17 protein-coding genes are annotated in these 21,028 nt (G+C 67.0%); 9 read left to right on the top strand and 8 right to left on the bottom strand.

All coding sequences use genetic code 11. From position 1 onward, the window contains the following. Nucleotides 1–469: 469 nt before the first annotated feature. From scpB to argS, 6 genes are all read right to left on the bottom strand, one after another. Nucleotides 470–1,690: an SMC-Scp complex subunit ScpB gene (scpB, locus tag VHC04_RS23010; RefSeq protein WP_408903762.1), complete on the bottom strand. Its 1,221-nt coding sequence runs from the start codon at nucleotides 1,688–1,690 to the stop codon at nucleotides 470–472. Between the two features lie 74 nt (nucleotides 1,691–1,764). Continuing rightward, entirely contained in the window at nucleotides 1,765–2,625 is an 861-nt protein-coding gene (locus tag VHC04_RS01370; protein ID WP_325677163.1) for a segregation and condensation protein A, read from the bottom strand. A 34-nt stretch (nucleotides 2,626–2,659) separates the two neighbouring features. Beyond that, nucleotides 2,660–3,376 (bottom strand): site-2 protease family protein, encoded by a 717-nt coding sequence (locus VHC04_RS01365; RefSeq protein ID WP_325677161.1) that lies wholly within the window; start codon nucleotides 3,374–3,376, stop codon nucleotides 2,660–2,662. Then, complete coding sequence (gene nagZ / locus VHC04_RS01360; RefSeq protein WP_325677158.1) at nucleotides 3,373–4,398, bottom strand: beta-N-acetylhexosaminidase; 1,026 nt, start codon at nucleotides 4,396–4,398, stop codon at nucleotides 3,373–3,375. The genes VHC04_RS01365 and nagZ overlap by 4 nt, the downstream gene beginning before the upstream one ends. Before the next feature lie 39 nt (nucleotides 4,399–4,437). Beyond that, on the bottom strand, nucleotides 4,438–5,280 hold the full coding sequence (locus VHC04_RS01355) for an SPOR domain-containing protein (protein WP_325677156.1): 843 nt from the start codon (nucleotides 5,278–5,280) through the stop codon (nucleotides 4,438–4,440). 42 nt (nucleotides 5,281–5,322) lie between these two features. Continuing rightward, the gene (argS, locus tag VHC04_RS01350; RefSeq protein ID WP_325677154.1) at nucleotides 5,323–7,140 is read right to left on the bottom strand and encodes an arginine--tRNA ligase; all 1,818 of its coding nucleotides are present in this window, start codon (nucleotides 7,138–7,140) and stop codon (nucleotides 5,323–5,325) included. A gap of 181 nt (nucleotides 7,141–7,321) precedes the next feature. Between argS and VHC04_RS01345 the strand changes: the two genes are divergently transcribed. Further along, complete coding sequence (locus tag VHC04_RS01345) at nucleotides 7,322–7,570, top strand: hypothetical protein (protein ID WP_325677152.1); 249 nt, start codon at nucleotides 7,322–7,324, stop codon at nucleotides 7,568–7,570. Between the two features lie 418 nt (nucleotides 7,571–7,988). Here the strand turns inward: VHC04_RS01345 and cofH are convergent, their stop codons facing one another. Then, nucleotides 7,989–10,328: a 5-amino-6-(D-ribitylamino)uracil--L-tyrosine 4-hydroxyphenyl transferase CofH gene (gene cofH, locus VHC04_RS01340; RefSeq protein WP_325677150.1), complete on the bottom strand. Its 2,340-nt coding sequence runs from the start codon at nucleotides 10,326–10,328 to the stop codon at nucleotides 7,989–7,991. Then, nucleotides 10,325–11,272 (bottom strand): TIGR03619 family F420-dependent LLM class oxidoreductase, encoded by a 948-nt coding sequence (locus tag VHC04_RS01335; protein WP_325677148.1) that lies wholly within the window; start codon nucleotides 11,270–11,272, stop codon nucleotides 10,325–10,327. Before VHC04_RS01335 ends, cofH begins: the two co-directional genes overlap by 4 nt. A 93-nt stretch (nucleotides 11,273–11,365) precedes the next feature. On the opposite strand from VHC04_RS01335, the gene VHC04_RS01330 reads away from it, so the two are divergent. The 8 genes from VHC04_RS01330 to VHC04_RS01295 all read left to right on the top strand — a co-directional run bounded on the left by VHC04_RS01330 (nucleotide 11,366) and on the right by VHC04_RS01295 (nucleotide 20,923). Next, nucleotides 11,366–12,319 (top strand): TIGR03619 family F420-dependent LLM class oxidoreductase, encoded by a 954-nt coding sequence (locus tag VHC04_RS01330; RefSeq protein WP_325677146.1) that lies wholly within the window; start codon nucleotides 11,366–11,368, stop codon nucleotides 12,317–12,319. Between the two features lie 11 nt (nucleotides 12,320–12,330). Then, nucleotides 12,331–13,365 (top strand): LLM class F420-dependent oxidoreductase, encoded by a 1,035-nt coding sequence (locus VHC04_RS01325; RefSeq protein WP_325677144.1) that lies wholly within the window; start codon nucleotides 12,331–12,333, stop codon nucleotides 13,363–13,365. Between the two features lie 48 nt (nucleotides 13,366–13,413). Beyond that, nucleotides 13,414–15,522, top strand: coding sequence for a 3-hydroxyacyl-CoA dehydrogenase NAD-binding domain-containing protein (locus VHC04_RS01320; RefSeq protein ID WP_325677142.1), 2,109 nt, complete (start codon nucleotides 13,414–13,416; stop codon nucleotides 15,520–15,522). An 84-nt stretch (nucleotides 15,523–15,606) separates the two neighbouring features. Beyond that, entirely contained in the window at nucleotides 15,607–17,181 is a 1,575-nt protein-coding gene (locus VHC04_RS01315; RefSeq protein WP_325677140.1) for an ABC transporter substrate-binding protein, read from the top strand. Nucleotides 17,182–17,191: 10 nt separating this feature from the next. Then, entirely contained in the window at nucleotides 17,192–18,133 is a 942-nt protein-coding gene (locus VHC04_RS01310; RefSeq protein WP_325677138.1) for an ABC transporter permease, read from the top strand. An 8-nt stretch (nucleotides 18,134–18,141) separates the two neighbouring features. After that, complete coding sequence (locus VHC04_RS01305; RefSeq protein WP_325677136.1) at nucleotides 18,142–18,966, top strand: ABC transporter permease; 825 nt, start codon at nucleotides 18,142–18,144, stop codon at nucleotides 18,964–18,966. Then, the gene (locus tag VHC04_RS01300) at nucleotides 18,963–19,934 is read left to right on the top strand and encodes an ABC transporter ATP-binding protein (protein WP_325677134.1); all 972 of its coding nucleotides are present in this window, start codon (nucleotides 18,963–18,965) and stop codon (nucleotides 19,932–19,934) included. Before VHC04_RS01305 ends, VHC04_RS01300 begins: the two co-directional genes overlap by 4 nt. Further along, entirely contained in the window at nucleotides 19,934–20,923 is a 990-nt protein-coding gene (locus tag VHC04_RS01295; RefSeq protein ID WP_325677132.1) for an ABC transporter ATP-binding protein, read from the top strand. Before VHC04_RS01300 ends, VHC04_RS01295 begins: the two co-directional genes overlap by 1 nt. Nucleotides 20,924–21,028: the final 105 nt, after the last annotated feature.

Below are 21,028 nucleotides of genomic sequence, written 5' to 3'. Positions count from 1 at the left end.
TCATCGATATCCTCATACTTGTTGTTACATGGCTGTGGAAATGGGCCTGCCTCGTCGAGGCGAGGCCGCAGGCCTATCCGCATGCTGTAACGAAACAACCCTGCTCGTCGTCACGAATTGTTAAAGATATGTTCCGGGCGAAAACACCCGAAGCCCTTGCGGGCGCAGTAGCAATCTGGAATTGAGAAATATCGGTATACGCAATTTTGGATAGGATTTGCCGGATCCACTCATAAGTGTGGCTGCGTTTCCTGGTGGGCTGCACTTTGTCCTGTGTCGCGCGGATTGTGCATGGGTGCGGAAGGTGCGGGGTCATGGACGCCGACCGTTCCGCCGGTCGTACCCGCGATAGCGGCCGCAGGGCCGCCATGACGACGGAGCTTACGATAAGGAAAATCCCGCGCCGACCATGATACCGGCGCTCGCCGCGGGTCGGTTCATGCAGCCGGTCCGAGCAGCCCGGACCTGCTCAGTCGGATTGGGCGCCATCGGCGGGATGCGCGGTGTCACCCGGCGTGTCAGCCGACCCGCCAGTATCCGGCGGCGCATCGGCCGACACGGATCGTTCCGCCACGGCCTTCTCTTCCGCTGCCTGGTCCGTTGTGGCGCCTTCGTCGGTGGTGCCTTCCCCAGCGGTGCCTTCCCCGGTGGCGCTTTCCTGGACAGCATGCTCCGCCGCCGCTTCCGCCGTGACGGCCGGCGCCGGCCGTTCAGGTGTCCGCAGATCGGGCGTCACCGTCTCCGGCCGGGGTGGGACGGGGTCCAGCAACAGGTCCTCGCGCCGCGGCAGCTCGCGCAGGTCCTTCAGGCCAAAATGCGCCAGGAAGTCGGGAGTTGTGCCCCATAGCGTGGGGCGCCCCGGCGTCTCCCGCCGGCCCTTCGGCGCGATCAGGTTAAGTTCCAGCAGCGAGTCCAGGGTCTGCTGCGACAGCGCCGACCCGCGGATATGCTCGATCTCCGGCCGGGTCACCGGCTGATGGTAGGCAATGATCGCCAGGGTCTCCATCGCCACGCGCGGCAGGCGGCGCGGAACCTCCACCACCTTGCGCAGCCGGGGCGCGATGTCGGGAGCGGTGCGGAACATCACCCCGCCAGCGGCGTCGACCAGTTCCACGCCGCGGCCTGCATAGTGCTCGCGCAGGACCGCCAGAACGAACTCGGCGTCCAGGTCGTCGGGCAGCAGGCGCTGCAATGTCCGCGCCGGCACCGGGTCGGCACTGGCGAAAATTAGCGCTTCGGCCAGACGCAGCGAGTCCTCGTCCGGCGCGCGCGGCTCCGCCGATGATGGCGCAACTCCTGGCGCGTCCTCCGGCATATCTCCCGGAGTGTCTTCAAGGGCGCCTCCGGGGGCGCCTCCGAGCACCTCCCGTGGCGCGGCCGCTGCCTCCACGGCGTCAGCGTGCTGCCCGGGCACTGTGCCGGCGATCGTTCCACCCGTGCCGTCGCCGCCGGTGACGATCCCGCGGTCAGCCGCGCCATCCGTCTCGGCCGCGGTTTCGACCGCCTCGCCGGTCATCACCGCATCGCTGGCGGTGTCACAGTCGGGTGCCTGGCCGGCGGCGGTCGGTGCCTCCTGCTCGGCCGGCGCCGACGGGACGGCGCCCGTCATGTCGCCGGTTTCCGCCGCCGCCTCGGTTTCCGCCGCCGGCACGCGCGCGCCCTCGGGCTCGAATCTGTTCGAGTCGCACATGCCGACAGTCTAAACCAGTTTCGTCCAGGTCGCGCGCGGCGGACCCCCGCCACGCCTACGTGGGCCGGCCGCATTCACGCCTCCTCCGAATCTGCTGGCCGCGGCTCCTCCAGAGACACGGCGCCGGGCAAGACATTGCCGCGCTGCACCAGGATCGGGCCGAAGGTCTCGTCCTGCCGCAGCCGCACCGCGCCGCCGCGTGCCATTTCCAGGCTGGCCATCAGCGTGCTGGACAGCGCCGCCCGGCGTTCCGTCGGGGTGCCCAGGTTCTCCGGCAGGAAGGCCTCCAGGGTCGTCCAATCCGGCAGGCTGCCGACCAGGTCGGCCAGCCGGCCCAGCGCATCCTTCACCGTCCACAGAGTCAGCGGCCGGGGTTTGTAGGTCGCGCTTCTCGTGCCGCGGCGGATTGCCTCCAGATAGGCGCGCACGAATGGTCCGGACTCGATCAGGATGCGAGAGCGGTCATAGTCGATATGGCTCTCCGGCATGCCGCGGCGGAACACGTCCTGGCCGATCACCGGCCGAGCGGCCAGCCAGGCGGCCAAGGTGCGGATTACGTTCATTTCCCGCAGGCGTTCGGCCAATGCCTCGGCAGCCAGCGGGCCGTCTTCCAGGTCGTCATTGGCGGCAGCGGGGACTAGCAGGCGGGATTTCAGCCAGGTGAGCCATGCCGCCATCACCAGCCAGTCGGCGGCCAGTTCCAGTCGGACGCGCCGCGCGCCCTCGATCACTGCCAGGTACTGGTCGACCAGCGACAGGATGGAGATCTTCGCCAGATCCACCTTCTGCGCCCTGGCGAGATCCAGCAGCAGGTCCATCGGACCTTCGAACCCGTCGAGATGCAGCAGCAGGTTCTCGCCACCGTCGATCGGCGGCGGGGCATCGCTGGCCGCAGGCCCGGCGGGACCCCCAACGGGGCCGTCGCTGGAGCTCATGGCGAGGCTCACGGTGGGGCTCCTGCCAACGGCTTCAGATATCGACATCCATACCGTCCCCGGCGTCGCCGTGGCCGGCCAGAAGGAACAACAGACGGAACACTTTGGGCAGGATGGTGCGTAGCGCGGTGCCCACAGGGTCGATGCCCAGAAGCTGCGGCAGCACGAAGACCCCCAGCAGCACGATAATAAGCCCGGCGCGTTCCATGCGCGCCCAGACACGCGCGATCGGCAGCGGCAGAAACCCGACGGCGATGCGCCCGCCATCCAGCGGTGGGATGGGCAGCAGGTTGAACAGGCCCAGCACGACATTGGTCAGCATGAAGAAGGTCAGGAACTGGGCGAATACCGCCGTGCCGAAGGTCATCGGCACATCGACGGGAAAGAACAGCGCCGCCAGCCAGGCCAGGAAGAAGTTCATCGCCGGTCCGGCGATCGCGACGATCGCCATGCCCCGCCGCGGGTTGGGGAAGCGCCACGCGGAGACCGGAACCGGCTTTGCCCAGCCGAACATGAACAGCACGCGGTGCGGCGGCAGCAGCAACTGGGTGATCAGCAGGAAGCCGGGCAGGATGATGGTGCCGACGCGATCGATATGGCGGATCGGGTTCAGCGACAGCCGGCCGGCATCACGCGCCGTGGTGTCGCCCAACGCCAGCGCCATATAACCATGCGCCGCCTCGTGCAGGGTGATCGCCAACACCACCGGGATCACTGCCAGCGCCAGGTCCAGCAGGAAACTGTGGTTCATGCTCGGGAGGTGGCCTGGGGTACCGCAGGCAGCAGGCTTGCCCGTTCCGCGCTCAGCACTCCTGCGTCAAGGAGCCCGGCTTCCCATTCCCGACGGCGCGCCGCCAGCAACGCCCGGCCACGCGCCAGCCGGCGTTCGGCGGCCGGTGTCACCACCGGCACGGCGCGCAGTACCGCGATGTTCGACGGCAGGTCGCCGTCGCAATACAGCGCCAGGTCGCAGCCGGCCGCCAGCGCCGCCACCGCCTTGTCGGCGGGCGCGCCGGACAGCGCCTTCATCGCGAGATCGTCAGTCACCAACGCTCCTTCAAAGCCGATGCGGCCACGGATCACGGTTTCGATCACCGCGGGCGACAACGTGGCCGGTCGCGCGGGATCGAGCCCGTCGTAGACGATATGCGCCGTCATCATCCAGGGCAGATCGGCGTTCAGCGCGAAGGGAAGGATGTCGGCAGACAGATCATCGTCGGTGACCCGCGGCAGTGCAAGGTGACTGTCGACGCTGGCGCGGCCATGGCCCGGGCAGTGCTTGCCGACCGGCAGAATGCCGGCCGCCATCAACCCGTCCGCCATCGCTCGGCCCAGGCGCGCGACATGATCTGGATCGGCACCGAAGGAGCGGTCCCCCACCACGTCGTGTGCGCCGGGGATGGCGATGTCCAGCACGGGCGCGGCGGCGATGGTGAACCCGGCGTCAGCGCATTGCAGGCCGATCAACGCCCCGGTCAGCCAGGCGGCGCGCGCGGCCCGATCCGGCGTCAGGGCACCGATCACCCCGGCCGCGGGATGTGCCTGCCAGTGCGGCGGACGCAGGCGGGCGACGCGGCCGCCTTCCTGGTCCACCATGATCTCGGCATGTGGCGGCAGCACGTCCCGCAGCGCCGCGGTCAGACGACGGAGCTGGCCGGGATCGTGCACGTTGCGGCGGAACAGGATGACGCCGGCCGGCGGCTGCGCTCGGAACAGAGCCGCTTCCTCCGGCTCCAGCGCCAGGCCCGCGATGCCGACGATCGCCGCCTTCATTGCGCCGCCTTCATGGCTGTCAGGCGGCCACGCGTGGCATCAGAACGTCGCGACGGAGCAGGAGCCGCCCTTGGCGCGCACCTTGTCACAGAAGCCACGCGCCTGGGACAGGTCGGCGAAGCCGGTGGTGCGCAGGCGATAGAAGGTCTTGCCCTCATGCTCCGCCTTCTGGATCATCGGCTGGCGGCCGCCCAGCAGCTCCGGCATCTGGCGTTGCAGGCGCTGCCATTCCTCTTTCGCGCCCTGTTCCGACGACAGGGCGGCGAGCTGGATCGCGGCATGACCGGACGACGCTCCGGACGTTGGCTTGGCCGCCGGTTCGGTGCTGGCCACCGTGGTCCTGGCCGGGGTCGGCGCGTCCCTGGCCACCTTCGCGGCCGGTTCCTTATCCTTCACCGCCTCATGGCCGGCGTCCTTGATGGCCGGCGTTTCCCGCGCCACCGGCTTCGCCGGCTCGACCGTCCTGGCGGCGGCTTGAGCCGGCGCCTCGGCGGTGGGGACCGGCTTGGGCTTCGGCTTCGATTGTGCCTGCAATCCGTTCGGGTTCGGTACCTCGGGGGCCGGAGCCAGCTTGGCGTTGTCTGTGTCCTGCGCCCCGGAGAAGACGTCGCTCTCCGCCGCATCAATCTTCATGCCGCCCGGGTTCTCGGGCTTCACGCGCACCGGGCCGCTGGCCGGTTCCACCACCGGCGGCGGTCCGCTATGGCGGCCGGTCAGCATGGAGGCGCCGATCATCACGACCAGGACGGCCCCGAGGCCGCCGGCGTACATCATCAGCCGACGGTTGTCGGGGCTGAGGCCGGTGCCGCGTGGTGCTCTGCCATAGCGGCCGCCACGGCGTGCGGTATAGCCAGGGTTCTGGATGCTGGCGTCGTCCGACATTTGCTGGCGCCTCCTGTAGCCGGCCGCCAGCCTGGCTGACGGTCAGCGCATTTCCTCGACGGGCTCGACCCCCATCACGGCCAGGCCGGAGCGGATGACGATTGCCGTTGCGGCGACCAGCGCGAGCCGAGCCCGCGTTTCCGTCGGATACTCGGCCTGTAGGAAGCGCAGCGTCGTATCATCCCGGCCTCGGTTCCATAGCATATGAAAATCGGCCGCCAAGTCATAGAGAAAAAATGCGATTCGGTGCGGCTCCTTCGCAAGTGCAGCACCGATGACGGTGCGTGGCCAGGCGGCGAGGCGACGGATTACCGCCAGTTCCGCGTCATCCGACAGGCTGTCCAAGGCGGCTTCCGCCAGCGCCCCGTGGGTGATCGTTGCCGGATCGAACATCTCGGCGGCGGCGCGCAGGACCGACCGGCAGCGGGCATGCGCATATTGGACGTAGAACGCGGGGTTGTCGCGCGTGGTGGCCAGGACCTGGTCCAGGTCAAACTCCATCTGCGCGTCGGCCTTGCGGGTGAGCATGGTGAAGCGGACGGCATCGCGGCCGACTTCCTCCAGCAGGTCACGCAGGGTCACATAGCTGCCGGCGCGCTTCGACATCCGCACCGGCTGACCGCCGCGCATGATGTGGACGATCTGGCACAGTACTGCCTCGAACCCGACCCGGCCGGCGGAGATGGCTTTCACGGCGGCGCGCATGCGGGCGACATAGCCGCCATGGTCGGCGCCCAGCACATCGATCAGCAAGTCGAAGCCGCGCGCCGCCTTGTCGGCGTGATACGCAATGTCGTTGGCGAAATATGTATTGCTGCCATCGGATTTCCGAAGCGGACGGTCCACGTCGTCGCCGAATTGGGTGGACCGGAACAGGGTCTGCGGGCGCGGTTCCCAGTCATCCGGGGTCTTGCCTTTGGGCGGTTCCAGCACGCCTTCGTAGATCAGGCCATCCGCGGTCAGCCGCTCGATCATCGCGTCGGCCGTGCCCGAGGCGACCAGGGCGCGCTCCGAGCCGAAGACATCGTGGTGAACGCCCAGCAGGCGGAGGTCCTCCTTCACCTCGGCCATCATCGCGGCGATGGTGAAGTCCCGCACCGTGTCGATCCAGCATTCCGGAGCGGCGATGCCCAGCGTGCTGCTGGCCAGCGCGGCGCCGTGATCGCGGGCCAATGCCTCGCCGACCGGGATCAGGTATTCACCTCGGTATTGCAGCCCGCCGGGGACCTCGGCGGCGAATTCCTCCTCGGTCAGCGGCGAGCCGATCGCCTGGAGGTAACGCCAGTAGGCGGCCCAGGCGAGCGCGGTGACCTGCGCGCCGGCATCGTTGATGTAGTATTCCTTGGTGACGTCGAAGCCAGCCTTGATCAGCAGGTTGGCCAGCGAGTCGCCGACCACGGCACCCCGGCAATGGCCGATATGCATCGGCCCGGTTGGGTTGGCGGACACGTATTCGACGTTGACCCTGGTGCCGGCGCCGACCGCGGCATCGCCGTAGCCTTCACCGGTCGCCAGGATCACCGGCAGCAGGCCGCGGAACGCGTCGGGCCGCAGCCGCAGATTGACGAAGCCAGGCCCGGCCGCCTCGACCGAGGCGATGGCGGGGTCGGCGGACAGCGTCTGCACCAGGCCGGCGGCGATCTTCGCGGGCGGCTGCCTGGCTGCCCTGGCCGAGACCATGGCGGCATTGGTGGCCATGTCGCCATGCGCCGGGTCGCGGGTGGGCGTGACCTCGACGCGCGCCGCGATCTCTGGCGGCAGGTCGGGCACCAGGTCGATCAGGGCGGCCAGGACGGTCTCGCGCAGGCGGGCGAACAGGTCGGTCTCGAGGGAAGCGGCGCTGGAAGCGGGGTTGCTCATGCGCGGCGTGTTAGCGCGGATTGGGGGCCGGGTCGATCACTTGGCGACCATCGTGGGCGCCGGCAAAACCGAATTCCCGTCCCTGAAGTGCCAAGAGCGGGAGTTCCGCGCTCGGATCACCGCTTTCCGTGGTTTCGACCGGCTGTCGCGGAATGAGCTGCATCGGCGTGAGGCGTAAGGCATGAAGATAGCCCGCTCTCTGGGCACCAACATCCCGCTCTACGCCATCAGCAGCGACCCGGCCGATGCCGAATGGCGGGACCGCGCGTTTGCGCTGCTCGACCGTGGCGATAACGCGCTGTCGGCGCAGGTGCTGTCCGAGTTTTACGTGCAGGCCGCCCGCCCATCCCGAGCGGATGCGCCGCCGCATGAACCGGCGGCTGGGCGGGTCAGCGCCTCGTCCCGGTTTCGCGTGCAGCGGTCTCGGTGACATCGTCCGGGAAAAGATGCGCATCCGCGCTGAACATGGCTATTCCTGACGGGATTCCGCCGCCATCGCGATGGCGAGCGGAAGCCGGGAGCCATGTTCTGAAGACATGCGCCATGGCCATGAGATCGAGGGAATCCGGATCGTCAATCCGTTTCGCTGACGAAGGCCGACCATCCGGATCCTCATCGAAAATCCGCGCCTGCATCAAAAAGAAGCGGCTCGGACGGAGGCGTTACACCGGGTGACTGATACGGGCCGTTCTACTCATCGTTCCCGCCATGGCGCGCCTGTTCCTGCCGATCCGCCGCGGTCTGCGGCCGGCGTCACCGCCGCCCGCCCGTGCTCCCCCGGTGCCCTCGCGCCGGGGCGCCTGTGCTGGCTGTCCCTGCGCTGGCTGTCCCTGCGCTCGGTGTTTCTGCTATGACTCCGCCGCCATCGCCTTCTTCGGCGGGGTTTGCACGATCGGCGCCAGCTCCGCCGCGCTGAAGGACCGCGTGCGCCGTTCGTTGCCGACAGAGCGATACAGCGTGTCGCGCTGGATCGGGCTGCGCACCAGCGAACCGATCAGCTGCTCCATCGATTCCGGCGGGAATTCCTGTCCGTGCTGCGTGCCGGCGGCGCGGGAGATGCTTTCGTTCATCAAGGTGCCGCCCAGGTCGTTGGCGCCCGCGTTCAGGCACATGGCCGCGCCTTCCGGCCCCATCTTCACCCAGGAGGTCTGGATGTTGGTGATCAGCGGATGCAACGCCAGCCTGGCGACGGCGTGCATCAGGATCGCCTCCCGCAGGGTCGGGCCCTTGCGGGCGAGACCGCGCAAATACATCGGCGCTTCCATGTGGACGAAAGGCAGCGGCACGAATTCGGTGATGCCGCCGGTTTCCGCCTGCAAGTCGCGCAGCACCAGCAAATGACGTGCCCAGTTCAGCGGGCCCTCCACATGCCCGTACATGATCGTGGACGTGGTACGCAGGCCAAGCCTGTGGGCGGTGCCGACGACCTCCACCCATTGCGCGGTGTTGATCTTGTCGGGGCAGATGATCGCCCTGATCTCGTCATCCAGGATTTCCGCCGCCGTGCCGGGCAGTGTGCCCAGCCCGGCCTGCTTCAGACGGCCGAGGAATTCCGCCAGCGAAATGCCCAGCGTGGCCGCGCCCTGATGCACCTCCAGCGGCGAAAAGGCGTGGATGTGCATGCCGGGGACGGCCTGTTTGATTGCCCTGCAGATCGAGATATAGGTCTCACCGGTATAGTCGGGATGGATGCCGCCTTGCAGGCAGACCTCGGTCGCGCCGCGGTCCCACGCTTCCACCGACCGGCGGACGATCTCATCCATGTCGAGGTCATAGGGCGTGCCGCGCAGCGCCTCATGCGTCTTGCCCTTGGAAAAGGCGCAGAACTTGCAGCGATAGTAGCAGATATTCGTGTAGTTGATGTTCCGGTTCACGACGTAGCGGATCGTTTCCCCGCTCATCGCGCGGCGCAGATCGTCGGCGGCGCTGATCACCCGCTCATAGTCGATGTCTCGAGCTGCGAACAACCGCACGATCTGTGCTTCATCCAACCGCTTGCCCTCCAGCGCGCGGCTGACGATCCGATCCACTTGCGGATCGACCGTGTGCAGCAGCGTGGCGCGCGGTTTCGGCGCGAAGGTCAGGCCGGGCGCCCAGGCGTCGTCACGGGCCCAGCCCTCGGCATCCGCATGCTGACGCACGCGCGGGGCGATCCGTTGATCCAGCCAGCGGTCGGGCTGTGCGATCCAGGCCGGATAGACCGGCAGGCGCGGCACCAGGATCTTGTCCATCTCCGCCGTGCGGCGCGCCAACGCATCCAATTCCGGCCAGGGCGCCTCGGGGTTCACATGGTCCGGCGTCACCGGCGACACGCCACCCCAGTCGTCGATGCCGGCGTTGATCAGCTTCTGATAGACGCCGGGTGAGAGGTTCGGCGGCGCCTGGACATGCACGTCGTCGGGCAGGATGAGCCGAGCCGCGGCGATGGTCCAGCACAGGTCGTCGAGGTCGGGCTCGTCGGCTTCGGCGAGCTTGGTCAGTGGTTTCGCCCGAAAATTCTGGACGATGACTTCCTGGATATGGCCGTGCTCCCGATGCAGGTCGCGAACCGCTTCCAGCGCCTCCAGCCGCTCCCGCCTTGTTTCGCCGATGCCGATCAGGATGCCGGTAGTGAACGGCACGCCCAATTCGCCGGCGAGCCGCAGTGTCTCCAGCCGGACCTCCGGATGCTTGTCCGGCGAACCGTAATGCGGCCCGCCCTGGTGACACAGGCGCTCGCTGGTCGATTCCAGCATCACGCCCTGGCTGGCCGAGACCTCGCGCAGGCCGGCGATATCCTCGCGCGTCATGACGCCGGGGTTCACGTGCGGCAGCAGGCTGGTTTCCTTCAGCACCAGCGCGCACATCGCCGTCAAGTAGCTGATGGTCGTTTCGTGGCCGAGCTCGGCCAGCGCTTCGCGTGCTGCGCGGTAGCGCAATTCCGGCTTGTCGCCCAGAGTGAACAGCGCCTCGGTGCAGCCGGCGGCCTCGCCGGCCCTGGCGATGGCCAGCACCTCCTCGGCGGACAGGTAGGCGGCGTGACCGGCGCGCGGACGCTCCGCGAAGGTGCAGTAGTGACAGACGTCACGGCACAGCTTCGTCAGCGGAATGAACACCTTGCGTGAGTAGGAGATGGTGCGCCCGAACAGCGCATCCCGCCTGGCGGCTGCTTGTGCCATCAGGTCTTCGAGTGGGGTATCCTCGATCATGCCTTGCGCACCACATCCTCGGCGAATCGCTGTTGCAATTCCAGGGTTTTCTCGATCGTCGGCTGCTGCAGATACACGATCAGGTGCTGCACGCCCACCGCCTTGAAGGCAGCGGCATCCTGCAACATGGCGTCGGTGCTGCCGGTGAAAAGGCGGCGGCTGCCGTCCTCGTTGGTTTTCTGTGTCCAACTGGGCGGCATGAACCAGACATAGGCGATGTCGATGGTGGCCGGGTCGCGGCCAACCTTCTCCGCCGCCTGGTGCAACCGGCCGATGCCGGCCTTCAACCTGTCCGGCGTGTTCAGCAGGATCTGCGCGTTGTTCGAGACCGGGTACCACGCATCGCCGAATTTCGCCGCGCGCCGCAGGGCAGGGGCGCTTTCGCCGCCGACCCAGATCGGCGGCGGCCGCTCCGGCCTGGGCCGGTAGACGACGTTTTCGAACCGCACATGCCTGCCGTGGGTGGCGGGATTGTCCTGAGTCCACAACGCCTTCCACGCGGCCAGGTACTCATCGGTGACTGCGCCGCGTTCCTCGAAGGGCGGGGTGCCCAGCGCGGCGAATTCCTCCTTCATCCAGCCGGTGCCGATGCCGGCGATCACCCGGCCGCCGGACAGGACATCTGCGGTGGTCAGCAGCTTCGCTGTCAGCACGGCGGGGCGGTGCGGCACCACCAGCACCGAGGTCAACAGCTTCACCCGCTGCGTGAACCCGGCCAGGAAGGCCAGAGTGGCGATGGCATCGAAACATTCGCCGGTCGGCGCGCCAGGCCAGACGCCATCGGCCGTGTACGGATAGCGGACGCCGGTCTGCATCGGCACGATCAGATGGTCGGCGACACCGATGGTGCCGTAGCCCTGTGCCTCGGCGGCGGTGGCCATCGCCATGATGTTCTCGCGCGTCGTCAGGCAGCCGCGCGTGCCGATATGGATGCCGAACTCCATGGCCTGAACGCCCCCGCGGATGTGCCGTTGTCGGATAGCGCCTTATCGTGTGCTATCGGATGGCATAACGCAATCCAAGCCGGAGGAACCCCCATGCAGATCGGATGCAGCGCGCCGACCAGCGGACCGTTGATCAATCCCGACAGCCTGTTGCGCATCGCGACCGAGGCCGAGGTGCTGGGCTTCGATTACGTGACCGTCAGCGATCACGTGATGATCCCGACCTCCATCGCCTCCCGCTATCCGTACACGGATTCGGGGGAGTTTCCGTCCGGCGCGGCGGCGGACCGGCTGGAGCAGCTGACGGCGGCCAGCTTCGTCGCAGCGGTGACGACGAAGCTGCGGATCGTGACGTCGGTGATGGTGGTGCCGCACCGCCCGGCCGTGCTGACGGCGAAGATCCTGGCGACCATCGACTATTTGTCGAAGGGCCGGCTGACCCTGGGCATCGGCGCCGGCTGGTGCGAGGAGGAATTCCTGGCCATCGGCGCGCCGCCATTTGCCGAACGCGGCGCGGTGACCGATGAATTCATGGCGGTGTGCCGGGAGTTGTGGACATCGGATCACCCGAGGTTCGATGGCAAATATGTTCGGTTCAAGGACGTGCTGTTCCCGCCGAAGCCGCCGCAGCAGCCGATCCCGATCTGGGTCGGCGGCGAAAGCGGTCCGGCACTGCGGCGGACCGCCGCCTATGGCGATGCGTGGTATCCGATCGGCACCAACCCGCAATTCCCGATGGACACGCTGGACCGCTACAAGGCGGCCGTAGCGCGGCTGCGCGGGCTGACCGAGAAGGCGGGGCGCGATCCGGCATCTGTCGCGCTGGCCTATCGCGTGTCGTCCAACCCCGAGGCGCAGCCGAAGGGCACGGTGGACGGCCAGCGCAAGCTGTTCAGCGGCGGAGCCGAGGATTTCGCCGGTGACATCAAGGCGCTGCGTGAGGCCGGGGTGACTGCGTTCGATTTTGGCCTGTTCGCGCCGACCCTGCAGGGGACCCTGGACAACATGAAACGGTTCCGCGACACCGTCATCGCGAAAGTCCGCTGAGGAGAGAGACAATGCAGCTTGGCATCACCATCGACATGTCCGGTCCGCATCCGAAACTGGACATGGACCGTGTGCTGGAAGCGGAACGTCTCGGCTTCCATCAGGTCTGGACCGGCGAGGCGTACAGCACCGACGCGGTGACCCCGGTGGCCTGGATTCTGGCCCGGACGACGAAGATCAAGGCCGGTACGGGCATCATGCAAATGCCGGCCCGTACCCCGGCCTGCGCGGCGATGACGGTGCTGTCCTTGCAGGCGCTGTCGGGCAATCGTTTCATCTGCGGCATTGGCCCGTCCGGCCCGCAGGTGGTGGAAGGCTGGCACGGCGTGCCGTTCGGCAAGCCGATGCAGCGGACCAAGGAATACATCGCCATCATCAAGCAGGTGCTCGCGCGCGAGAAGCCGCTGGAGTTCCATGGCGACCAGTATGACATCCCCTATACCGGCCCAGGCGCCTCGGGGCTGGGCCGGCCGCTGCGCAGCATCGCGCACGGCAATCCGGACGTATCGTTCTTCACCGCCTCCATCACCCCGGCCGGGCTGCGCACGGCGGGGGAGGTGGCGGATGGCAACCTGCCGATCTTCTTCTCCCCCGACGCACCCGAGGTTGTCACCGGCCCGACGCTGGAAGGCCGTAAAAAGGCCGGCAAGACGATGGCCGGCTTCGACAATGCCCCGTTCGTGCGCGCCAAGATGGGCCCCGACATAGCCGCCTGCCGTGATGCGATCCGGCCAGAGCTGGCGCTGTATATCGGCGGCATGGGCGCGCGGTCGAAGAATTTCTATAACGACATGGTGTCGAAGATGGGATTCGAGGCCGATGCGAAGGTGATCCAGGACCTCTACCTGGACGGCAAGAAGACCGAGGCCGCCGCCAAAGTGCCGGACAAGCTGATCGACGCGATCTCGCTGGTCGGGCCGGCCGAGATGATCCGCGACCGGCTGCAGGCATGGAAAGCCGTCGCCAGGGACGGGCATGTCGGCACCATGGTGCTGAAGGGCGCCAGCGTCGATGTGATGCGCGTGGTGGCCGAGGCGGTGCTGTAACGGCCGCGTGCAACCAAGGCCATCCGCAATCAAGAAGGAAGTGAAATCATGTCCGACTCACCGGTCGTCCGCCTGGAAAAGGACGGCGACGTCGCCCTCGTCATCGTCAACTATCCGCCCGTCAACGCGCTGGGGCCGGGCGTGTCCGACGGCATCGTCGCATGCCTGAACCAGGCGAACACCGATCCGTCGGTAAAGGCCATCGTGTTGATGGGCGATGGCCGCAGCTTCATCGCCGGGGCCGATATCCGCGGCTTCGGCACCGGGCGCAAGCGTCCGCCGGTCGGCCAGCGCACCTATGACGTGCTGGATGCCAGTCCGAAGCCAGTGGTGGCCGCGATCCACGGCTATGCGCTGGGCGGCGGGCTGGAGAACGCGATGGCCTGCCATTATCGCATCGCGGTGCCCTCCGCGAAGGTCGGGCTGCCGGAAGTGCTGATCGGCATCCTGCCGGGCGGCGGCGGTACGCAGCGCCTGCCGCGGCTGGCGGGGGCGAAGACTGCGCTGGAGATGATCACCTCCGGCCGGCACGTGCCGGCCCCGGAAGCGAAGGCGCTGGGCATCCTGGACGAGGTGCTGCCCGAGGGCGCGGATCTGCGATCCTCGGCGGTGGCCTATGCGCGCAAGATCGCCAACAGCCGCCCGCTGCCGCGCGTGCGCGATAAATCCGTGACCGCCGATCCGGCAATTTTCGATGCCATGCGGAAATCCATTGCCCGCAAGGCGCGCAACCAGTTGGCGCCGTATCACTGCATCGCCGCTGTCGAGGCCGCCTGCACGATGGATTTCGATGCCGGCATCCGGCGCGAGAACGAATTGTTCCAGGAGCTGGAGAACAGCGACGAGGCCAAGGCCCTGCGCCACGCCTTCTTCGCCGAACGCGAGGTGGCCAAGCTGCCGGACCTGCCAAACGACGTCGGGCCGTACGATTTCAAGGCGCCGGCCGTGGTCGGCGCCGGCACCATGGGCGGTGGCATCGCCATGTCCTTCGCCGATTTCGGCTACGACGTCAGGATCATGGATGCGACGCAGGAAGCCCTCGATCGCGGCATGGAACGGATCAGGGCGAACTACGCCACATCGGTGAAGCGCGGCAGCCTGGGGCAGGAGGAGATGGAGCGCCGCCTGGCGCGCATCCATCCTGTCGCCAGCTACGACGACATCAAGGACTGCGACGTGGTGGTGGAGGCGGTGTTCGAGCGCATGGACGTCAAGAAGCCGGTTTTCGCCAGGCTGGACGAGGTGATGCGGCCGGACGCGTTCCTGTTCTCCAACACCTCGGCGCTGGACATGGACGAACTGGCGGCGGTGACGAAGCGGCCGGAGAAGGTGGCCGGCACGCATTTCTTCTCCCCGGCCAACGTCATGAAGCTGCTGGAAGTGGTGCGCCCGGCGCAAGCCTCCCCGCAGACCTTACGAACGGCCATGGCGCTCGGGCGGAAGATCGGCAAGATCTCGGCCATGGCCGGCAACACCGATGGTTTCGTTGCCAACCGCTCGCGTGCACCGTTCAACAGCGAGATGGTCATCCTGCTGGAGGAGGGCTGTCTGCCGGAGCAGGTGGACAAGGTGATGGTCGATTTCGGCTATCCGATGGGCCCCTTCGCGGTGGGTGATCTCGCCGGCCTGGATATCGGTGCCGAAGGTCGCAAGCGGCGCGCGGCGGCGAACCCGAACTACCGGAAACTGCCGATCGCCGACAAGCTGGTGGAGATGGGGCGCTACGGGCAGAAGACCGGTGCCGGCTGGTACCGCTATGAAAAGGGTGACCGTACCCCGCATCCGGACCCCGAGGTGGCGGCGATCATCAAGCAGGTGGCCGCCGAGATGGGCGTGCCCCAGAAGGAATTCACCGACACCGAGATCCTCCAGCGGCTGCTGTTCTCCTCGGTGAACGAGGCGTGCCGGATTCTAGAGGAAGGCAAGGCGTATCGGGCGAGCGATGTCGACGTGATGTGGCTGCACGGGTTTGGCTTCCCGCGCTATCGCGGCGGGCTGATGTACTGGGCGGACGGCATCGGGGTCCGCAACGTCTACAACCAGATCCTGGCGTGGCACCAGCAGTACGGAGATCGCTGGGCGCCATCCAAACTTCTGCGCGAATTGGCGGAGACGAATACGCCATTCCGTCAGGCCAAGCCAGCTCCCTTCGCCTGACCGCGCCGGCCGCGGTGTGTCAAAATCTGTCTTGACGCACCGCGGCCGCATCGCCACGCTTCCGGCCATGCAGGGGTTGGGTTGATGCGACGCACGTTCTCAGTCGCCCTTGGGGCGCTCTCCGTACTATGCCTGGGCCAGATGGCCGCCGCCGCCGAACCGTTCAAATGTCCTCATATGGGCGGCGATTTTGTCTTCGGGCAAGAAGCCAACATCAACTCGCTGGACCAGATGACGTCGTCGACGATCTCGACGCGCAATATCGCGATGAACATCTACGAAGCGCTGATGACGCGCGATGAGAACAACCATCCGATCCTGGAACTGGCCGAGGCGATGGAGGAGTCGCCGGACCACCTGACCTACACGTTCAAGTTGCGGAAGGGCATCCAGTTCCATAACGGCAAGCCGATGACCTCGGCCGACGTCGTTGCCTCCTTCGACCGCTATGCCAAGGTGGGCAACCAGCGCAGCACGCTGGACAACGTGGACCGCTGGGATGCGCCCGACCCGTACACCTTCGTCATCCACATGAAGCGTGTGCAGCCGACCTTCATTGACGCGCTGTCGTCCTTCAGCGTGCCGATCGTCATCATCCCGGCCGAGCAGCGCGACGTGCCAGCCCAGCAGCTCACGCATCCGGTCGGCACCGGCCCGTGGGCGCTGGTGGATTCGGTACCGGGCAGTGCGGTGAAGCTGAAGCGCTTCGACGGCTACAAGCCGAACGTGACGTTCACCGAGCGGACCGGGTTCGGGGGGTACAAGCAGGCGTGTTTTGATACGGTCACGTTCCGGATCGTCACGGAACCCGGCGCCCGCGTGGCCGGGTTGCGCACCGGGGAACTGCAAGGGGTGGAGGATGTGCCGGCCAAGTCGGTACCGGAGCTGAAGGGTGACAGGAACATTACCATCCTGCCGCTGAAGAACTGGTGGATTCAGATCGCCAACCCGAATACATCCTTCCCGCCGACCGACAACCTGCTGGTCCGCAAGGCGATCCAGGCGGCGCTGGACATGGATGAGATCATGGATGCCGCGTCCGACGGCAACTACCAGCTCAACGTCGGGTTCCAGTACCCGAACCAGCCCGACTACACCGACGCCGGCAAGGAAACCTACAACATCCACGACCCGGCGCTGGCCAAGAAATACCTGGCAGAGGCGCACTACCAGGGCGAGCCGGTGATCCTGCTGACCAACAAGGACTATCCGCCGATGTACAATTCGGCGCTGGTCATGCAGCAGCAATTGCAGGCGGTGGGCATCAACGCGCAGATGAAGGTGGTGGACTGGCCGACCTCGGTGCAGATGATGCAGAACACCACCCAGGGCTGGAATTTCCACTTCACAGGCTGGGGCACGCAGCCGGCGCTGGGCGCGCTGGCGACGATGCAGTTCCTGATGCAACCGAACTCGACCTATAAGCCGAAAGACGGCAAGGACGATCCCGACGTGCTGGCGGCGTGGAACGACATGAACACGCTGCCGACGCCGGAAGGACGCCAGAAGGCATTCGAGCGGATGCAGAAGCTGGTGCTGGAACGGGTCTATGCGGTGCCGTTCGGCTCCTTCACCAAGGTGCAGGCTGTGCGGTCGAACGTGAAGGGCTTCGTGCCGTTCCGCATCCCGCGCATGTCGAACGTCTGGTTCGCGCCCTGATCGCGGCCTGATGGCGGGGGTCATCGCGCAACGCCTGGTGGGATCGATCCCGATCCTGCTGATCGTCAGCCTGATCACCTTCGCGATGATCCACCTGATCCCCGGCGATCCGGCGGCGGCCATTGCCGGCCTGTCCGCCACCGGGGAGCAGATCGCCAATATCCGTCACGACCTGGGCCTGGACCAGCCGCTGCCGGCACAATTGGCGCACTGGTATCTGAACCTGCTGCACGGCGACCTGGGCCGGTCGCTGCTGCTGGGCCAGCCGGTACTACAGGCGACGATGCAACGCCTGCCGGTGACGGTTGCTCTGTCCGGCTACGCGTTGGTATTGACCCTGGTACTGGGGCTGGTCAGCGGCATCGTCGCTGCGCTGCGCCAGAATAGCTGGATCGACCAGGCGGCGATGATCTTCGCCATGCTGGGCATTTCGGTGCCGAATTTCTACCTGGGCCTGCTGATGATCATCCTGTTCGCGGTCCGGCTGGGCTGGCTGCCGACCGGCGGTTATGTGCCGCTGACGCAGGATCCACTGGGCTGGCTGGCGACCTCCACCATGCCGGCGATTTCCCTGGCCCTGCTGCTGACCGGCCTGCTGGCCCGCATCACCCGCTCCACCATGCTGGAAGTGCTGCGTCAGGACTATATCCGTACCGCCCGCGCCAAGGGATTGCCGGAACGCCGCGTGGTGCTGCGCCACGCGCTGGCGAATGCGCTGATCCCGATCACCACCGTCATCGGCATCGTCATCAGCCTGCTGATTTCCGGATCGGTGGTGACCGAGACGCTGTTCTCCATTCCCGGCATCGGCCAGCTGCTGACCCAGGCGGTGCTGAACCGCGACTATCCCATGGTGCAAGGCGGGCTGCTGATCACCACGGCGCTACTGGTGCTGGTGAACATCGCGGTCGATGTCTGTTACGCGCTGCTCGACCCGCGAGTGCGATATTGAGCGGGGGGATGCTGCGGCGCCTGCTGCGCCACCGTCTGTTCCTGCTGGGGGCGGTGCTGTTCGGTATCATCCTGCTGGCGGCGCTGCTGGCGCCGGTGATCGCGCCGCTGGATCCGAACAAGCTGTCGATGCGCAACAAGTTCCAGCCGCCATCGACGACCTTCATCTTCGGCACCGACAATTTCGGCCGCTCCCTGTGGTCGCGCGTCATCTGGGGCGCGCAGCTGTCGATGTTCATCGGCGCCGCCGTGGTGCTGATCAACGCCATCGCCGGCACCGCGGTCGGGGCCATTGCCGGGTACTATCGGGCGCTCGACAACATGGTGATGCGTGTTAATGACGCGCTGATGGCATTTCCGGCGGTGCTGTTGGCGATCGGCGTCACCGCCGTGCTGGGACCGTCGGTCAACGACGTGATCATCGCACTGGCGATCGTGTATACACCGCGCACGGCGCGCATCGTCCGTTCCTCGGTCATCGTGCTGCGGGAGATGGAGTATGTACAGGCGGCGCGCGCCGCCGGCGCCGGGGACTGGCGCATCCTGCGCCGGCACATCCTGCCCAACGCAATGGCGCCGTTGCTGGTGCAACTGTCCTTTCTGTTCGCCTACGCCGTGCTGACCGAGGCGACCTTGTCGTTTCTGGGCGTGGGCGCGGTGCCACCGACCCCGACCTGGGGGAACATCATGGCAGAGGGGCGGCAATACATGACCGACGCGCCCTGGATCATCACCATTCCCGGTGCCGCCCTGATGATCACCGTGCTGGGGCTGAACCTGCTGGGTGACGGGTTGCGCGATGTGCTGGACCCGCGGCTGAGGCTTCAGCAATGACCCTGCTGTCCGTCGAGAACCTGACCACGGCGTTTCAGACGGAGCGGGGACAGGTCACGGCGATCGAGGATATTTCCTTCAGCGTCGACCGCGGCGAGATTCTGGGCATCGTCGGCGAATCCGGCAGCGGCAAGAGCGTCACCGCCCTGGCGATCATGGGCCTGCTGCCGATGCCGCCGGCCCGCATCCTGGGCGGGCACATTCGTTTCGACGGGACGGAGCTGCTGGGCCTGTCCGATCGGGCGATGCAGCGCCTGCGCGGTCCGGGTGTTGCCATGGTGTTTCAGGAGCCGATGACCTCGCTGAACCCGGTGTTCACTATCGGTGAGCAGATCATTGAAACCGTCAAGGCGCATGAACGGCTGTCGGAGCGCGAGGCGTTCGCCCGCGCGGTGGAGATGCTGGAGAGGGTGGGGATTCCGTCGGCATCGATGCGGATGCGGGATTATCCGCACCAGCTTTCCGGCGGTCAGCGGCAGCGCGTGATGCTGGCGATCGCGCTGGTCTGCCGGCCGCGCCTGTTGATCGCCGATGAACCGACCACGGCGCTGGATGTGACGATCCAGGCGCAGATCCTGGACCTGATCCTGGACCTGCGCGACGAGTTGGGCATGGCGGTGATGATCATCACCCACAACATGGGCGTGATCGCCGAGACCGCGGACCGCGTGCTGGTTACCTATGCCGGCCGCGTCGTCGAGCAGGCGCCCGTCGATCAGTTGTTCGACCATCCGCTGCATCCCTATACGCGCGGCCTGCTCGCCTGCGTGCCGACGGTGGAGCAGGATCAGGACCGACTCCAGGCCATCCCCGGCAATCTGCCCGAACCAGCCCGCCGCCCGCCGGGCTGCCGTTTCTCCGACCGGTGCGGCTGGGCGATCCCCGCATGCCAGGAAGCCCTGCCGCCGCTGGCGGATTTTGGCGGCGATCACCGGGCAGCCTGCATCCGGGTGCGGGAGCTGGCCTGATGGTGGCGCTGGTCGAAGCGGTCGGACTGACAAAACATTTTGATGTCGAATCCGGCGGCCTGTTCCGCCGCGGCGGCAGGATGCTGCGTGCCGTCGATGGCGTCGATCTGACCGTGGAGCAAGGCGAGACGCTGGGCCTGGTCGGTGAGTCCGGCTGCGGCAAGTCCACTCTGGGCCGGCTGCTGATCCGGCTTCTGCCTGCCACGGGTGGCGACATCCTGTTTGACGGCCGCGACATCACCGCCCTGGGAACCAAGGCGCTGCGGCCGGTGCGGCGGTCCATGCAGATCGTCTTCCAGGATCCGTACGGCGCCTTGAACCCGCGCATGCCTGTCGAGGACATCATCATGGAGCCGCTGCTGATCCATGGCACCCCGGTGGCGGAGGCGCGTGCCGCGGTCGGCGGCATGCTGGACATGGTGGGCCTGCCCAGGGCGGCGGCGGCACGGTTTCCGCATGAATTCTCCGGCGGCCAGCGCCAGCGCATCGGCATCGCGCGGGCCCTGGCGCTGCGGCCGAAATTCGTCGTCTGCGATGAGCCGGTATCGGCGTTGGACGTCTCGGTGCAGGCGCAGATCGTCAATCTGCTGACCGACCTGCAGGCGGAGCTGGGACTGACCTATCTGTTCATCGCGCATGACCTTGGCGTGGTGAAGCACATCTCCAGCCGTGTCGCGGTGATGTACCTCGGCAAAGTGGTGGAGTTGGCACCGAAGCGGGCGCTGTACGCATCGCCCCGGCATCCTTATACCCAGGCGCTGCTGAAATCCGTTCCGATCACGCATCCGTCGCAGCGCAGGCGGGGGGCGTTTCGGAAGCCGCCACTCAGCGGCGACATCCCCACCGCAATCGCACCGCCGGCGGGCTGCCGCTTTCACACGCGCTGCCCGCACGTGATGCCGATCTGTTCGCAGCAGGAACCGGCGATGCGGCCGGCCGGGGAGGCAGGGCACGCCGCTGCCTGCCATCTGATCCCGCCGCCGCCGTGACAGGGCGGCGTTCTCTCGATAGCCTTGCGGCCAGGGCGTGATCGCCCGGGACCGCCGGTCGGAGGCGTGGATCACACGCCTGGATCAAGGAGGCAGAGCATGAAC

The organism is Rhodopila sp. (assembly GCF_035548095.1).
Taxonomy (GTDB): domain Bacteria; phylum Pseudomonadota; class Alphaproteobacteria; order Acetobacterales; family Acetobacteraceae; genus Rhodopila.
Note: the sequence above shows the minus strand (reverse complement) of the source record. Positions and strands in the feature narration are given on the sequence as shown.

Bases quoted from the DNA above. Each gene is read 5' to 3' on its own strand.
- VHC04_RS01370 (WP_325677163.1), bottom strand. From the start codon at position 2,625: ATGAGCTCCAGCGACGGCCCCGTTGGGGGTCCCGCCGGGCCTGCGGCC.
- scpB (WP_408903762.1), bottom strand. From the start codon at position 1,690: ATGTGCGACTCGAACAGATTCGAGCCCGAGGGCGCGCGCGTGCCGGCG.
- VHC04_RS01325 (WP_325677144.1), top strand. From the start codon at position 12,331: ATGCAGCTTGGCATCACCATCGACATGTCCGGTCCGCATCCGAAACTG.
- argS (WP_325677154.1), bottom strand. From the start codon at position 7,140: ATGAGCAACCCCGCTTCCAGCGCCGCTTCCCTCGAGACCGACCTGTTC.
- nagZ (WP_325677158.1), bottom strand. From the start codon at position 4,398: ATGAAGGCGGCGATCGTCGGCATCGCGGGCCTGGCGCTGGAGCCGGAG.
- VHC04_RS01345 (WP_325677152.1), top strand. From the start codon at position 7,322: ATGAAGATAGCCCGCTCTCTGGGCACCAACATCCCGCTCTACGCCATC.
- VHC04_RS01365 (WP_325677161.1), bottom strand. From the start codon at position 3,376: ATGAACCACAGTTTCCTGCTGGACCTGGCGCTGGCAGTGATCCCGGTG.
- VHC04_RS01330 (WP_325677146.1), top strand. From the start codon at position 11,366: ATGCAGATCGGATGCAGCGCGCCGACCAGCGGACCGTTGATCAATCCC.
- VHC04_RS01305 (WP_325677136.1), top strand. From the start codon at position 18,142: ATGCTGCGGCGCCTGCTGCGCCACCGTCTGTTCCTGCTGGGGGCGGTG.
- VHC04_RS01295 (WP_325677132.1), top strand. From the start codon at position 19,934: ATGGTGGCGCTGGTCGAAGCGGTCGGACTGACAAAACATTTTGATGTC.
- VHC04_RS01315 (WP_325677140.1), top strand. From the start codon at position 15,607: ATGCGACGCACGTTCTCAGTCGCCCTTGGGGCGCTCTCCGTACTATGC.
- VHC04_RS01310 (WP_325677138.1), top strand. From the start codon at position 17,192: ATGGCGGGGGTCATCGCGCAACGCCTGGTGGGATCGATCCCGATCCTG.
- VHC04_RS01355 (WP_325677156.1), bottom strand. From the start codon at position 5,280: ATGTCGGACGACGCCAGCATCCAGAACCCTGGCTATACCGCACGCCGT.
- VHC04_RS01335 (WP_325677148.1), bottom strand. From the start codon at position 11,272: ATGGAGTTCGGCATCCATATCGGCACGCGCGGCTGCCTGACGACGCGC.
- VHC04_RS01320 (WP_325677142.1), top strand. From the start codon at position 13,414: ATGTCCGACTCACCGGTCGTCCGCCTGGAAAAGGACGGCGACGTCGCC.
- cofH (WP_325677150.1), bottom strand. From the start codon at position 10,328: ATGATCGAGGATACCCCACTCGAAGACCTGATGGCACAAGCAGCCGCC.
- VHC04_RS01300 (WP_325677134.1), top strand. From the start codon at position 18,963: ATGACCCTGCTGTCCGTCGAGAACCTGACCACGGCGTTTCAGACGGAG.